Source organism: Macrococcus lamae (assembly GCF_004359545.1).
Lineage (GTDB): Bacteria > Bacillota > Bacilli > Staphylococcales > Staphylococcaceae > Macrococcus > Macrococcus lamae.
In genome coordinates this window covers 36,171-49,633 of the sequence record NZ_SCWB01000003.1, presented here as the reverse complement: position 1 = coordinate 49,633, position 13,463 = coordinate 36,171, and the positions used below count along the sequence as shown (strand labels likewise).

The following is a 13,463-nucleotide window of genomic DNA, read 5'->3' as shown; positions in this document are numbered from 1 at the left end:
TTAAAAAACTTGTTCTACTTCTACAACTCCTGGTACTTCTTCAAGAAGTGCACGTTCAATACCGGCTTTTAAAGTGATAGTAGAAGAAGGGCATGTGCCGCATGCACCGAGTAATCGTAATTTCACGATACCATCCTCAACATCAACTAATTCACAGTCACCGCCGTCACGTAATAGGAATGGGCGAAGTTTCTCAAGAACTTCATTAACCTGGTCGAACATTGTCTGTTGTTCTGTAGTCATAGGAGACTCCTTTCTTTATAGCCTTGCTAATAGTATAATTACTATAGCACATTTTAGTGAATTGGTTAAGGGGGGATGCACTTGGATTCTATTAAAGTCAATGTATATGGTGCAAATGTCGTTTGTGCAAGCTGTGTCAATGCGCCGACGTCTAAAGATATTTTTGATTGGATACAGCCGAACTTAAGGCGAAAATTTAATAACCTGGATTTTACTTTCAATTACATCGATATTACTGATAAAGAAGGTAAGTCAGATTACGATCAATCTTTAATTGAGCAGATTGACAATGACGAATTGTTCTATCCGCTTATCACAATGAATGATGAAGTTGTAGCAGACGGATATATCCAGCTGCCACAGCTGACTAAATATATTGAGCGGATTTTTATTAAACCATCAAAAAAATAATCGTCATAAATTAAACGCCCTGGACACTTTTCTCCAAGGCGTTTAATAGTTCTAGCCGTTATGATATTTATAGAGCCATAACACGCCTGACTTCATAATTCTTGCGATGCGTCCTGTGACAGTGCGGTCCATCAAGAAGGCAAATCCTTCTTTATCTCCCAATGAACCGATGAAACCCTGCATTTTCAGTTCAGGCATTTTTTCAGGAAGAGCCTTTCCTTCCCATTGCATCTTAAGTACATCCACTATCTGTTCAGCCTGCACTTCAGCCAGCTGTGCACTTGGTGCGTGAGGTAATAAAGCACAGTCACCAACAACGTAAACATTAGGATGCGTTGGAATCTGATGATACTGATTCACACGGACTCGGCTGCCTTCACCGAACTCCACCGGGAGGTTCCGGACGATTTCAACAGGTTGAATACCTGCTGTCCATACGCAAATATCGACTTCATGTGTATCATCATTATTATATAATTTACCTGGTTCCACTTTGACAACATTTGATTTTGGAATAACTTCTACATCGTGTTTATCAAACCATTTTTTAACGTATTTGCTTAATTTCTCTGGGAAGGCCGGTAAAATACGTTCGCCTCTATCAAACAATTTAATTTTGAGGTCAGAGCGCGATTCGCGTAGTTCACTTGCCAGTTCGATGCCGCTTAAACCTGCGCCGACAATTCCGACAGTACTGCCAGCCGGTAAGTTTGCAATCGCCTGATAACTCTTTCTTGCCTGAGTGATAGTCTGGATACTGTACGTATAAGTATCTGCTCCTGGTACATTATGATATTTATCGTCACAACCAAGACCAATAATCAGCTCATCATAATCGACTTGAGAATCTCCTACTGAAACTATCTGCTTATCAAGATCAATTGCAGTGATTTCTCCGAATGTCTGATTTAATCGCTGATCTTTAGGAAACTCTACACGGATATCCTTATCAGATTCTGTACCAGCTGCCAGTGCATAGTATTCTGTTTTTAATCCTTGAAAAGGAATTCTATCTATTAATGTGATTGTATATTCTTCAGGTAAGACAGATGGAAGTAGACGCTGCATTACACGCATGTTTCCATATCCGCCGCCAAGCAGTACAAGATTTTTCATTTCGATCCCCTTTTCTTTTAAAGTCAAAATTCTACTTTTTTCAACTATCATAAATTATAATATAGATTACAGTTTATTTGTAGCGCTTTAGTCACTAAGATTAATTTTTGTTTGAGGTGAATAATGAATCCGATTGTAGAGTTCTGTATTTCTAACATGGCAGCTGGAAGTCAGAGTGTGTTTGATGCATTGTCTGAAGATCCTGATGTCGATTGCCTTGAATATGGCTGCCTGACTTATTGCGGTCTATGCAATGAGAATCTCTATGCGCTTGTCAACGGAGATGTGGTAACAGGAGAAACAGCAGACGAACTACTAAAGAACATATATAAACATATCGAAGAAAATTGGCTATTTTAGGAGGTATTTTATGAGTACTATCATTTTAACAGAGGCAGCGGCCTATGAAGTGAAGGATATGATGGCGAAAAATGGTATGCCGAACGGTTATCTCAAAGTCTCTGTCAAAGGAGGCGGTTGTACTGGGCTTTCTTATGGAATGAGTGCTGAAGAGAACCCGGGAGCAAATGATCTATTGTTAAATTTTTATGGTGTCAATGTACTGGTGGATCAAGCAGATGCACCGATATTGAACGGAACGACTATTGACTTCAAGCAATCCTTGATGGGCGGAGGTTTTGCAATCGATAATCCCAATGCTATCGCGGCATGTGGCTGCGGTAGTTCATTTAGAACGAGAGAAGTTGCCGGAACACCTGAAAATTGCTAAAAATGAGGGCGATTAGCTTGAATAAATTTACTATTCAAGTTATGATAGCAAAGGAATGTATTAATAGTTTATGTGACTAAAATCACAATATAATAATCTTAAAAGACAGGTGAATATGATGAGTTTCGAAAGAAAAAAGGTTGTTGTATTAGGTGCTGGTTATGCTGGCCTGCAGACAATCGCAAAATTACAGAAATTAGTATCAGCTCAGGACTGTGATATTACGCTGATCAACAAAAATGAATATCATTACGAAGCAACATGGTTGCATGAAGCTTCAGCTGGGACACGTGAATATAAAGACTGTTTATATCCAGTAGCGAGTGTTCTAGATGCATCTAAAGTAGATTTTGTGGCTGCTGAAGTGACAAAGATTAACCGCGATGAAAAAACGATTGAAACAACTAACGGTACTTTCAAATTTGATATTCTTGTCGTTGCATTAGGATTTGAATCTGAGACATTCGGCATCAGTGGAATGAAAGAGCATGCCTTCCAGATCGAGAACATCAATACTGCAAGACGCATTTCAGCTCATATCGAAGAACGTTTTGCTAATTATGCACAAAGTACTGACAAAGATGAAAAAGATCTATCAATACTTGTAGGTGGGGCTGGGTTTACCGGCATTGAACTATTAGGTGAATTGACTGAGAGAATGCCTGAGTTATGTAAAAAATACGGTATCGATCAAGCAAAAGTTAAAATGACTTGTGTAGAAGCTGCTCCAAAAATGCTTCCGATGTTCTCAGACAAATTGGTGAATTATGTTGTTGATTACCTTGAAGCTCGCGGTGTTGAATTTAAAATCGCTACACCTATTGTTGCAGCAAACGAAAATGGTTTCGTTGTGAAAAACGGGGAACAGGAAGAACAGCTGTATGCTAACACTGTAATCTGGGCAGCTGGTGTCCGCGGCAGCCACTTGATGGAAGAATCATTTGAAGGCGTTAAACGCGGCCGTATTGTTGTTCGTGACGATCTTCGCATCGATGGTTACGATGATATCTTTGTCATCGGTGACTGTTCAGCAGTGATGTCTGGTGAAGGAGATAACAAACGTCCATTACCGACTACAGCTCAAATTGCTATGCAGCAAGGTGAATTCACTGCTAAGCAGATCGTTAAATTACTGAACAACGATCAACTGGGTACGTTTAAATACGATGATAAAGGTACAGTAGCGTCACTCGGGTCACATGATGGTGTCGGTGTAGTCTTCGGTAAAGAAATTACAGGTAAAAAAGCTGCGTTTATGAAGAAAGTAATCGATACACGTGCACTATTTAAAATCGGTGGTACAGGTGTAGCATTCAAAAAAGGTAAATTCCTGTAAAAAAACCGTTTTTAAATCGATTAAAGAGACTTGTAAACAGCAAGTCTCTTTTTCTTATCAGGGGGATTGTTATGAGTAAATGCGGGAATGTCTGGCTAGGTGCTGCAGCAATTGTTATCAATGAGCACGATGAGTGGCTGGTCGTTCAGAAACAGTACGGTGGTCTGAAAGATATGTGGTCGATGTGTGCAGGTTTTGTTGACGCCGGAGAAACAGCTGATCAGGCAGTACTTCGTGAATTGCAAGAAGAAACCGGTATAATAGGAGAAGTTATGGGAGTCATTGGTGTGAGAAGCGGCGTCATTAAAGAGTTGATTTCCGACAATATGATTATTTTTCTTGTAAAGCCACTCACTACAGAAATCACTATCTCACTGCCTAACGACGAGATTAAAAACGTCAAATGGGAAAAACCTGATTTTCTGCTTGCAGATTCGATGTGTTCACCCATGGTCCATGAATTTATTAACAATTTATCAGAACCGCTTCCTTTGAACAGTAAGACACCCCCAGGCAAACAATTCAACTATTCAACATATCATTTATTTTTTAGGAGGCAATAATGACTGCTTTAGTTCAGTTAATTATTAGTGTATTATTGTTCTTTGTATTATTTTTTGGAATTGCATTTATTTTAAACATGCTGCTTAAAGCTACATGGATAATGGCAGGGTTTTATCCGCTGGTTGTCTGTGCAATTGTTGATAAAATATCAACAGCTGATTATTTTCTGAAACCTAAATTTGCATTTCAAAAACTATTGTCTGGTTTGACACATTTATTACCTGCTGATATCATTATGCTTTCCGGTGGACTCTTTGGAGCATTAGTAGCAGGATTTGTTATTAGAAGCTTACGTAGCAGCGGTTATACTATGTTCTAGGAGAGATATTATGACACATCCACCCCATACACATATAGACGAAGTCTATGTGTGTTTTTTACCTTTTCATTATGGTCAATGGGTCCCTACAGAAAATGAAACAGTGAATAAGCATGTAGAGATATATTATCTTGAGAAGCACGATGCTCTAGATATTGTAGATGAAGAATTGAGAATCGTAGGAATCAATCTTGATAATCCTAAACGATTTTCAATGGAGCAGCAGTTGTTACTCCATGACACCGTAGTAGAAGTGCTGACTGACTTGATGAACGCCTCTATCACTGTTAATTTCAATGTACTCACAAAATACTTTGACGAGCCAATGCTTAAGGCGCTTGCATGGACTGTTAAATTTACTGCGCCTGCTACAATTACCGCTTATCAAGCTGCTGTATCTGAAGAACTTATTGAATCAATGAAAAATCTAACGTCAGTTACTTTTAAAGATGACTTAATTAAAATAATCAATGGTTTAAAAGGGACAATGACAGAATTTACTCAGCATGAGCTGTATCAGCTGCTTCCAGCATGCTCTGACAAGCAAGCTGCTGCTATTGAATGGCGTACTGGTGATATTGTTAGGAACGTATTACTTATACCGATTGATCTGAATACTGAACTGCCTGATTTAATTCCACTTATATTAGCAGTTCAGCAGACAGATGATGTGAGTGTTCTATTTGTCATCTATCATCAGGAGGAAAATCAAATAGACAGAATCGCTCGTTCCGGCATTGCTGTAAGTGCTGATGAAAACACTTCGGCTGTATTATTCGATATGCTGCATTATGGTTTCCAGTATAACGTTCAGCCTGTCGTTTTAATGATTAGTTCAGTTAACAAGCAGCGAATGACGACTTACGGGGAATCTTTATCATTACAGCGCACTGCCTATAAGTACCGTATCCAGACACCAGAATATCAGTTATTTCCTTCGGATGTCATACGTGAAAAACAGATAGCTATGGGACTGGTCAGTTTATCATCTGATTCCTATGATTCTTATGCCCATTATTATCATAAGCCGTTCAGCCTGCTGAAAATCCAGGTAAAGCTGCCAATATATTTTATGATTCAAATATATCATTCACTATTTCATAAAGGTTGACACAACAATTCAAATAAGTTACTTTAGTATGGTATCACTTTACCAAACTAAAGGATAGAGGTTTATTATGAACGCAGTATTAATAGCAGTAATCGTAATGGTTATTTTAAGTTTATGTCGTTTGAATGTCGTGCTTGCTTTATTCGTCGGTGCGCTAGTAGGCGGTCTGACTGCGGGTATGGGCCTGAATGAAACAATCGGTGCATTCACAGATGGAATAGGGGATGGTTCAGAAGTAGCGCTGAGTTATGCACTTCTTGGAGGGTTTGCTGCACTCATTTCCTACAGCGGGATCACCGACTACTTTATCGGAAAAATAATCAATATCATACGTGTTGACAGTACAGTGAAAACGCGAACAGTGACTAAGCTTGTCATTATTGTTTCACTTACTTTACTTGCATGTATGTCACAAAATCTGATTCCTGTTCATATCGCTTTTATTCCTATTATCATTCCACCACTGCTCAGCTTATTCAATGAATTGAAGATGGATAGAAGAATGATTGCCGTTATTCTGACATTTGGTCTTTGTTTCCCTTATGTACTCCTGCCATTTGGTTTCGGACACATCTTCCAGGAAATCATTAAAAAAGGTTTCGACCAGGCGCATTATACGATTCAGTTTGATGATATATGGAAAGCAATGATTATTCCGTCATTAGGATTTGTAGTTGGTCTGATACTTGGTCTTATTATCTATAGAAAGCCGAGAACATATAAAACGGTGTCAGATGAAGTATTTACAGCAAAGGTGATTAAGCCTTATACAGTAGTTGTGACAATCGCTGCCATACTAGGGACGTTTATCATTCAGATGACGACCGAATCAATGATTTTCGGGGCACTTGCAGGAATTCTGATCTTCTTCATCTCTGGGGTCTTTAACTGGCGTACGATGGACAATGAGCTGACTACAGGTATTAAAATAATGGCATATATCGGAGTGGTCATGCTGACAGCGAATGGCTTTGCTCACGTGATGACAGAGTCCGGACAGGTAACGACACTTGTTGAAGATATGGTCAGTCTGACAGGTGGCAGTAAACCACTAGGAATTATCTTTATGCTGATCGTCGGTCTTGTTGTAACGTTAGGTATCGGGTCATCTTTTGCCACAATCCCAATAATAGCAGCATTATTCATTCCATTCGGTGACGCCATGGGACTTTCAAGTCTTGCTATTATCAGTATCATCGGTACAGCGGGTGCGTTAGGTGATGCGGGAAGCCCGGCAAGTGATTCAACACTTGGTCCTACTGCGGGACTTAACATGGATGGCCAGCATCATCATATTTGGGATACATGCGTACCGACATTTTTACTTTTTAATATTCCTTTGATCATATTCGGCTTCATCGCCGCTATGGTATTATAGTCAAAAAGGGGATTTTCATATGGATTTTAATGAATTGTTTAATACTGATAGCCTATTGACATATTTTGAAATGAAAATTGAAAAAAGAACACCAGGTAGACTGGCAATCAGCATGCCTGTTACAGACAAAGTGAAGCAGCCCTTCGGCTGTCTCCACGGCGGTGCAAGTGTTGCTTTAAGTGAAACTGTAGCTTCTATGGGAACAGCCGATTTAATCGACCTGGATAAGGAAATAGGTCTTGGACTGGAGATCAGTGCCAATCACGTATCTTCTGTCCGAGCGGGCAGAGTAACAGCAATCGGAGAAATATTGCATCAAGGAAAATCGACACATGTATGGGATATTAAAGTATACGATGATGCTGACCGGCTTCTGTCAGCAGCGCGTTGTACAGTCGCCGTCAAACAGTTGAGATAATACATATTTATATAATATTAAAGCGAACCATTCAAAGATTTTTAATGACAAATCTTTAGATGGTTCGCTTTAATTGTTTAGCAAAATGATTTACTTTGCGTTCTTTAAGTCATCTCTTACGGTTTTCTTAGTATAGGGTACGCCGATGTAATAGGCACTTCTCATAATAAGATGACCGCCGATAGGTCCAGTCAGAAAAATGAACAGAATAGCAAGCAGCAGAGATGGTTGAAACTGATGATCCTTTGCTATAAAAAACAAGAGCACACCTGTCATGATGAACATTACTCCAAGTGTCGATGCTTTGCTGGCAGAATGTGCTCGAGTATAAACATCAGGAAGCCTGTATAGACCGAGTGCGCTGACGAAGCTCATCGTCGCTCCAAGGAGAATGAAAATCATTGCGGCTATATTAATGATTGTGTCTATCATATTCAATGATCTCTCCTCTATCCATAAATTTAGCAAATGATGCTGTTCCGAGAAATGACAATATGGCTAGCAGCATAATAATACCGATGTAATGCGTTGTATTAAGCAATATTGAAAACAGTGCGATGATGGCCATGAGAGAAATACCAAGTGCATCGAGTGCGACAACCCGGTCAGCAACACTAGGACCTTTTATTGCACGGTACAAAAAGCCGAGCATACTAACTGCTACGATAATAAGCGCTATTATCACTACGATAGTCATCGTATACCAATCTCCTTAATAGCTGCTTCAAATGATGAACGGATTCCTTCTATTTCATCTTCCAGATTTGAAAAATTAATGGCATGAATATAAAGTGTTTTGCGGTCATCACTGACAGCTACAACTACTGTGCCGGGTGTCAATGTAATCATCTGCGATAGTAATGATATTTCCCAGTCCTTTGTCAGTTCTGTTGGATAGGCGAAAAATGCAGGTGTTATATTGATTTCCTTGGAAATGACGATCTTAAATACATGAATATTAGCCTTGAATAGTTCAATGATAAAGATGAATCCAAGTCTGATGCTTTTAACGAGTGGTCTTAAATAGAAGCGTCCAGGCAGAAATGGTCTCATGATGAACACCGCAAATAGACCGAATATGAAACCAAGAACCATATTACCGAAGGAAAAACTCATAGTAATCATACACCATAGCATTGTCAGTGAAACATTGATCAGAAACTGTATCGCCATTATTTCACCTCCAGAATCTGTGTATAATGAGACGGTTCAGTCAGTGTAACTGCTGCTTGATAGAATAGCGGATAGAGCTGTTCTGCATATACTCCGAAGGCAACAGCAAGAAGTGTAGTAATCACGCTGATGATCAGCAGTTTATTATAAGGTCTGGCTGGACTGTTGAGCAACACTGGAGTGCCCCAGAATACTTGGATGAATATACGAATGACAGAGTACAGCACAACAAGACTGCTTAATAAAATGATGACTGCGGCAAGGATGTTTCCTTCTGCAATTGCGGCTTTAACAATGTAATACTTACCGTAAAAACCACTGAAAGGCGGAATTCCTGCAAGTGACAAAGCAGCGATAAAAAATGTCCAGCCAAGAACAGGATATTCTTTAATCATTCCACCAAGCTTATTGATCTGCGTCTCACCAGTAATATGGATAATGACACCGACTAGCATAAACAATGCAGCTTTAATTAAAATATCGTTAAAGACATAATAAATTGCGCCAATCATACTGTCTGTTGTTAATAAGCTGACACCAGCTAAAATGACGCCAACAGCAATCATGATGTTGTAGATGATAATCTTCTTCATATCTTTATATGCGAGCACCCCGATACAACCAAAGCAGATGGTCAACAGTGAGATAATCATTATAAATGATTCGACAACATCTGTGGGGAAAAATAACGCATATGTCCGCATAATCGCATAAACACCGACTTTAGTAAGCAAGGCCCCGAATAACGTCAATATTGGAATCGGCGGGGCATAGTAGGAACCGGGCAGCCAGAAATAAAATGGAAACATACCAGCCTTAGTGGCGAACACAAAGATAAATAATATGGCACAGAGTGTAATAATTGGCTGATTTTCCTGACCTGACAGCTTAATGCTGATATCTGCCATGTTCAGTGAACCAACAACTGAATAGAGCATAGCAATCGCAAGAACAAAGAACGAAGATGAAATGACATTGACGAGTATATATTTAATACTTTCCTGCAGCTGAATCTTTGTACCACCGATAATCATAAGTACATAGGAGCTCATCAAAAACACTTCAAAGAATACAAACAGATTAAAAATATCACCTGTTGAAAACGCACCGTTTAAACCTGTCAGCATAAAAAGCAGAGAAGCATAGTAATAATAGCGTTCACGTTCTATCCCGATGGACTGATAGGAATAGATGATGACAAGGGATGTCAGTAAAGATGACGTAAAAACGAATGCCGCTCCTAAATGATCAACGGTTAATGTGATGCTATATGGAACCGGCCAGTTACCAAGTTCAAGAAACTGAATGCCATGATTGATAACATACCATAGGTTGACACTTGCAAATATAGTAGTAGTCACTGCACCGGTTAAGACAATCATTCTCTTCAATATCGGTTTTTTACCGATAAAGATTAAGATGATTGAAAAAATGGCCGGGATAATGACAGGAAATACTAATAGATTACTCATCATCCGGCACTCCTTTCATCATGGACATATTATCAGTTCCAAGCTCTTTATAACTTCTGAAAGCAAGCACTAAGAAGAAAGCCGTGACAGCGAAACTGATAACAATAGCTGTTAGTATAAGTGCTTGGGGTATCGGGTCCACATAGCGTTTAAGATGTTCATCATATATCGGAATCGCCCCTTGTTTCAGACCGCCCATTGTCAGTAGCAGCAGATTAACTGCATGAGTCAATACAGACGTACCAATAATTATTCTGAGAAGGCTGCGTGATAACATAAGGTAGACACTTGCAGATATGAGGATACCGCTTAATATAATCATAATAACTTCCATTATTCATTCTCTCCAATCGTCAGAATGATTGTCATTGTCGTTCCGATGACCGCAAGCATAACGCCCAAATCAAACAACATGGCTGTATGCCAGTGAATATCACCGAACAGCGGTAAATGCAGATCGCCGAAAAAGTGAGTAAAGAAAGGCTTATTCATTAATAATGCAATAAGTGGTGTTGCATAACAGAACGCAAGTCCGATAGCAATCACTTTTTTAAAATCAATCGGTAAGATTCTTTCCAAAGTTCTAATATCATAAGCAATCAAAATGAGCAGGAGGGCGCCGGAAACTAAAAGACCGCCGACAAAACCGCCGCCAGGCGTATAGTGGCCACCTAGAAAAATGGAGAAGCTGAACATTATAATGATGAAAAATACGACCAGTGTGCAGAACTGAAAGATCACATCATTTCTCTGTTTGTTCATGTTCAACCTCCTTTTTGTCGCGTAATTTAATCAACGTATAGATTCCGATACCGGCAATACCTAGCACAGTAGATTCAAATAATGTATCAAATCCCCGGAAGTCAACAAGTATGACATTGACCATATTTTTGCCTGCGGCAAGTTCATAGACGTTCTTAATATAGTATTCTGCAATAGAAGGTGAGAACCTATGTCCATATGCAATGAGAGCAATAATAGTGACAACAAGTCCGACACCAACGGAAATAACAGCATTAGTCAGTCTGAATTTAATAGTTTCTTCATAGCGTGATAGCTTAGGAAGATGATAGAAACACATTAAGAACAGAGCTGTAGAAATTGTTTCAATCGTCAGCTGAGTCAAGGCGAGGTCTGGTGCATTGAAGAAGACGAAGAACAATCCGACGGAATAACCGATGGCACTAAGCATAATAATACTGAATATACGTGACTGAGCAACAATGATCATATAAGTAGCAATCAGAATCAGTACGACAAGTATCAGTTCAAATAATCTTACTTCTGATAACTGCCAGTCACCGAAGTTTAGAGGTGACTGCGCCAGAAACACCGCTGTCATCACAATCAATGCAGTAAAAATTATTATTAAATGCTTACGTATTCCAGAAGCAATAATCGTATTATTGATATGATATGATATCGACTCAACTGCTGTTAAGCCCTTCTGATAAACATAGTTGAACGTCCAGTTTGGACGCTGTAATAAGTAGACAGAATGCCAATATTTATAGGCGAATACAAGAGCTGTACCTATAGCAAAAATCAGCAATGTCGTGATTAACGCAGGGTTAATGCCATGCCAATGCGAAATATGGAGATGTCCAATATCTTTATTAAGAACAGCATAACTGGCACTTTCAATCAGACCTGTCAAAATATTAGGAAACAACCCTGTAATGACTACAACTGCAACCATAACTAATGGTGACAGTAACAGAAATAACGGCGCCTCGTGTACTTGCTTATCAACTGCAGGAGAATGACCGAAGAATACATCTTTAATAAATTTTACTGAGTAGATGAATGTAAATAAACTTCCAATAATCACAAGTGCAAGCAGCAGAACTACCGATGGGCCATTAAATATATTGCTTTCACTGATGTCAAACATACTGGAGAGGAACATCTCCTTTGAAAGAAAGCCGTTGAACGGCGGTACACCAGCCATGCTCAGTGCGCTGATTATCGCAGCAGTGAAAGTCACAGGCATCAATTGAATGAGTCCTGACAATTTACGCAGATCACGAGTACCCGTTTCATGATCAATGATTCCTACTATCATAAACAATGCTCCTTTAAATGATGCATGGTTGAAGATATGGAATGTACATGCTGCAACAGCTGCATAAAATAAAGGCTGATGATCATGGTAAACGCCAAGGCCGCCGATACCGAGCAACGTCATCATCAGACCGAGCTGACTGACAGTGCTGTAAGCAAGGACCCCTTTTAAATCCTGCTGCTTCACTGCATTGAATGATGCCCAGAACAATGTAAGCGCTCCGACGAATGTTACAATGTAGATCCAGCTGGCCGACAGTGCAAATATTGGAGTGAATCTTGCGATTAAATAGACCCCTGCTTTAACCATTGTTGCTGAGTGAAGGTAAGCACTGACTGGAGTCGGTGCTTCCATTGCATCAGGAAGCCATATATGGAATGGGAACTGAGCTGACTTCGTGAAGGCCGCGAGCAGTATAAATACCATTGCAGTAGTGAATAAGGGTGACTGTATGATCACGTCTGATTTACTGACCATTTCATGAAGACTGAACGTATTAGTAATCGTTACTAATGTCAGTAGACCTCCGAGGAGCATCAGACCGCCGAGCACTGTTATCAGCATTGATTTCAAGGCGCCTTCCAGTGATTTTTGCTTATGGTTCCAGAAGGCGATCAATAGAAAGCTTGAAATACTTGTCAGCTCCCAGAATAAATAGAGTGCAAGCACATTATCACTAAGAACAACACCGAGCATCGCTCCCATAAAGAGTAATAAATATGTATAGAAGTGACCGAGCTGTTCTCTCTTGTTCAAATAATGTATCGAATAAAATATAACAAGTGCCCCTATAATAGTGATCAGCATGCAAAATAGCAGGCTGATACCATCCATTCTAAAATTAAGATTCAATCCGATATGCGGCATCCAGTTCAACGTTTGATTTATTTGATTATTTAGTTGAGCTAATATAAATAAAATAGCTGCCGCTATAGGAATGATCAATGCAAAATAACCCGGGTGAATCCTTTTATTATAGTAATAAATGGCAGGTATAAGCATAGCCCCGATAAACGGTAGACTTACTGCTGTATGTAATAGACTCATAATAGACCTCCCTTGATAAACTAAGTATACAGAAAATTCTTGATGCTTTAAATAACATCAGCTGGTTAACTGCAACGAAC

18 protein-coding genes are annotated in these 13,463 nt (G+C 39.4%); 9 read left to right on the top strand and 9 right to left on the bottom strand.

All coding sequences use genetic code 11. From position 1 onward, the window contains the following. Positions 1-243 (bottom strand): NifU family protein, encoded by a 243-nt coding sequence (locus tag ERX29_RS02740; RefSeq protein ID WP_041635844.1) that lies wholly within the window; start codon positions 241-243, stop codon positions 1-3. Between the two features lie 81 nt (positions 244-324). On the opposite strand from ERX29_RS02740, the gene ERX29_RS02735 reads away from it, so the two are divergent. After that, positions 325-654: a YuzD family protein gene (locus ERX29_RS02735; RefSeq protein ID WP_133443155.1), complete on the top strand. Its 330-nt coding sequence runs from the start codon at positions 325-327 to the stop codon at positions 652-654. Between the two features lie 51 nt (positions 655-705). On the opposite strand, the gene ERX29_RS02730 is transcribed toward ERX29_RS02735, so the two are convergent. After that, the gene (locus tag ERX29_RS02730) at positions 706-1,770 is read right to left on the bottom strand and encodes an NAD(P)/FAD-dependent oxidoreductase (protein ID WP_133443154.1); all 1,065 of its coding nucleotides are present in this window, start codon (positions 1,768-1,770) and stop codon (positions 706-708) included. 123 nt (positions 1,771-1,893) lie between these two features. Between ERX29_RS02730 and ERX29_RS02725 the strand changes: the two genes are divergently transcribed. From ERX29_RS02725 to ERX29_RS02690, 8 genes are all read left to right on the top strand, one after another. Further along, positions 1,894-2,130 carry a YuzB family protein gene (locus ERX29_RS02725; RefSeq protein WP_133443153.1) on the top strand — a complete coding sequence of 79 codons (237 nt, stop codon included), beginning with the start codon at positions 1,894-1,896 and terminating at the stop codon, positions 2,128-2,130. 10 nt (positions 2,131-2,140) lie between these two features. Continuing rightward, positions 2,141-2,500 carry a HesB/IscA family protein gene (locus ERX29_RS02720; protein WP_133443152.1) on the top strand — a complete coding sequence of 120 codons (360 nt, stop codon included), beginning with the start codon at positions 2,141-2,143 and terminating at the stop codon, positions 2,498-2,500. Positions 2,501-2,618: 118 nt separating this feature from the next. Continuing rightward, positions 2,619-3,836, top strand: coding sequence for an NAD(P)/FAD-dependent oxidoreductase (locus ERX29_RS02715; RefSeq protein WP_133443151.1), 1,218 nt, complete (start codon positions 2,619-2,621; stop codon positions 3,834-3,836). 71 nt (positions 3,837-3,907) lie between these two features. Continuing rightward, on the top strand, positions 3,908-4,399 hold the full coding sequence (locus tag ERX29_RS02710; RefSeq protein ID WP_133443150.1) for an NUDIX domain-containing protein: 492 nt from the start codon (positions 3,908-3,910) through the stop codon (positions 4,397-4,399). Beyond that, entirely contained in the window at positions 4,399-4,719 is a 321-nt protein-coding gene (locus ERX29_RS02705) for a YuiB family protein (RefSeq protein WP_133443149.1), read from the top strand. The genes ERX29_RS02710 and ERX29_RS02705 overlap by 1 nt, the downstream gene beginning before the upstream one ends. 10 nt (positions 4,720-4,729) lie before the next feature. Next, positions 4,730-5,830 carry a hypothetical protein gene (locus ERX29_RS02700; RefSeq protein ID WP_133443148.1) on the top strand — a complete coding sequence of 367 codons (1,101 nt, stop codon included), beginning with the start codon at positions 4,730-4,732 and terminating at the stop codon, positions 5,828-5,830. A gap of 64 nt (positions 5,831-5,894) precedes the next feature. Then, positions 5,895-7,208 (top strand): Na+/H+ antiporter family protein, encoded by a 1,314-nt coding sequence (locus ERX29_RS02695; protein WP_243719957.1) that lies wholly within the window; start codon positions 5,895-5,897, stop codon positions 7,206-7,208. A 19-nt stretch (positions 7,209-7,227) separates the two neighbouring features. Further along, the gene (locus ERX29_RS02690) at positions 7,228-7,626 is read left to right on the top strand and encodes a hotdog fold thioesterase (protein WP_207999150.1); all 399 of its coding nucleotides are present in this window, start codon (positions 7,228-7,230) and stop codon (positions 7,624-7,626) included. Between the two features lie 90 nt (positions 7,627-7,716). Here the strand turns inward: ERX29_RS02690 and mnhG are convergent, their stop codons facing one another. Genes mnhG through ERX29_RS02655 form a run of 7 tightly spaced genes read right to left on the bottom strand, consistent with a single transcriptional unit; the run spans position 7,717 to position 13,383 of the window. Further along, on the bottom strand, positions 7,717-8,058 hold the full coding sequence (mnhG, locus tag ERX29_RS02685) for a monovalent cation/H(+) antiporter subunit G (RefSeq protein WP_133443244.1): 342 nt from the start codon (positions 8,056-8,058) through the stop codon (positions 7,717-7,719). Then, positions 8,039-8,323 (bottom strand): Na(+)/H(+) antiporter subunit F1, encoded by a 285-nt coding sequence (locus ERX29_RS02680; protein ID WP_133443146.1) that lies wholly within the window; start codon positions 8,321-8,323, stop codon positions 8,039-8,041. The genes mnhG and ERX29_RS02680 overlap by 20 nt, the downstream gene beginning before the upstream one ends. Further along, positions 8,320-8,799, bottom strand: coding sequence for a Na+/H+ antiporter subunit E (locus ERX29_RS02675; RefSeq protein ID WP_133443145.1), 480 nt, complete (start codon positions 8,797-8,799; stop codon positions 8,320-8,322). Before ERX29_RS02675 ends, ERX29_RS02680 begins: the two co-directional genes overlap by 4 nt. Further along, positions 8,799-10,274 carry a Na+/H+ antiporter subunit D gene (locus tag ERX29_RS02670; protein ID WP_133443144.1) on the bottom strand — a complete coding sequence of 492 codons (1,476 nt, stop codon included), beginning with the start codon at positions 10,272-10,274 and terminating at the stop codon, positions 8,799-8,801. Before ERX29_RS02670 ends, ERX29_RS02675 begins: the two co-directional genes overlap by 1 nt. After that, on the bottom strand, positions 10,264-10,605 hold the full coding sequence (locus tag ERX29_RS02665) for a Na(+)/H(+) antiporter subunit C (protein WP_133443143.1): 342 nt from the start codon (positions 10,603-10,605) through the stop codon (positions 10,264-10,266). The genes ERX29_RS02670 and ERX29_RS02665 overlap by 11 nt, the downstream gene beginning before the upstream one ends. Beyond that, the gene (locus tag ERX29_RS02660; protein WP_133443142.1) at positions 10,605-11,033 is read right to left on the bottom strand and encodes a Na(+)/H(+) antiporter subunit B; all 429 of its coding nucleotides are present in this window, start codon (positions 11,031-11,033) and stop codon (positions 10,605-10,607) included. Before ERX29_RS02660 ends, ERX29_RS02665 begins: the two co-directional genes overlap by 1 nt. Continuing rightward, a complete protein-coding gene (locus tag ERX29_RS02655; protein ID WP_133443141.1) occupies positions 11,014-13,383 on the bottom strand; it encodes a Na+/H+ antiporter subunit A in 2,370 nt (789 codons plus the stop codon). The genes ERX29_RS02660 and ERX29_RS02655 overlap by 20 nt, the downstream gene beginning before the upstream one ends. Positions 13,384-13,463 lie beyond the last annotated feature (80 nt).

Coding starts and splice junctions, on each gene's coding strand:
- ERX29_RS02740 (WP_041635844.1), bottom strand. CDS start 243: ATGACTACAGAACAACAGACAATGTTCGACCAGGTTAATGAAGTTCTT.
- ERX29_RS02710 (WP_133443150.1), top strand. CDS start 3,908: ATGAGTAAATGCGGGAATGTCTGGCTAGGTGCTGCAGCAATTGTTATC.
- ERX29_RS02670 (WP_133443144.1), bottom strand. CDS start 10,274: ATGATGAGTAATCTATTAGTATTTCCTGTCATTATCCCGGCCATTTTT.
- ERX29_RS02660 (WP_133443142.1), bottom strand. CDS start 11,033: ATGAACAAACAGAGAAATGATGTGATCTTTCAGTTCTGCACACTGGTC.
- ERX29_RS02700 (WP_133443148.1), top strand. CDS start 4,730: ATGACACATCCACCCCATACACATATAGACGAAGTCTATGTGTGTTTT.
- ERX29_RS02720 (WP_133443152.1), top strand. CDS start 2,141: ATGAGTACTATCATTTTAACAGAGGCAGCGGCCTATGAAGTGAAGGAT.
- mnhG (WP_133443244.1), bottom strand. CDS start 8,058: ATGATAGACACAATCATTAATATAGCCGCAATGATTTTCATTCTCCTT.
- ERX29_RS02665 (WP_133443143.1), bottom strand. CDS start 10,605: ATGGAAGTTATTATGATTATATTAAGCGGTATCCTCATATCTGCAAGT.
- ERX29_RS02705 (WP_133443149.1), top strand. CDS start 4,399: ATGACTGCTTTAGTTCAGTTAATTATTAGTGTATTATTGTTCTTTGTA.
- ERX29_RS02715 (WP_133443151.1), top strand. CDS start 2,619: ATGAGTTTCGAAAGAAAAAAGGTTGTTGTATTAGGTGCTGGTTATGCT.
- ERX29_RS02690 (WP_207999150.1), top strand. CDS start 7,228: ATGGATTTTAATGAATTGTTTAATACTGATAGCCTATTGACATATTTT.
- ERX29_RS02655 (WP_133443141.1), bottom strand. CDS start 13,383: ATGAGTCTATTACATACAGCAGTAAGTCTACCGTTTATCGGGGCTATG.
- ERX29_RS02730 (WP_133443154.1), bottom strand. CDS start 1,770: ATGAAAAATCTTGTACTGCTTGGCGGCGGATATGGAAACATGCGTGTA.
- ERX29_RS02725 (WP_133443153.1), top strand. CDS start 1,894: ATGAATCCGATTGTAGAGTTCTGTATTTCTAACATGGCAGCTGGAAGT.
- ERX29_RS02675 (WP_133443145.1), bottom strand. CDS start 8,799: ATGGCGATACAGTTTCTGATCAATGTTTCACTGACAATGCTATGGTGT.
- ERX29_RS02680 (WP_133443146.1), bottom strand. CDS start 8,323: ATGACTATCGTAGTGATAATAGCGCTTATTATCGTAGCAGTTAGTATG.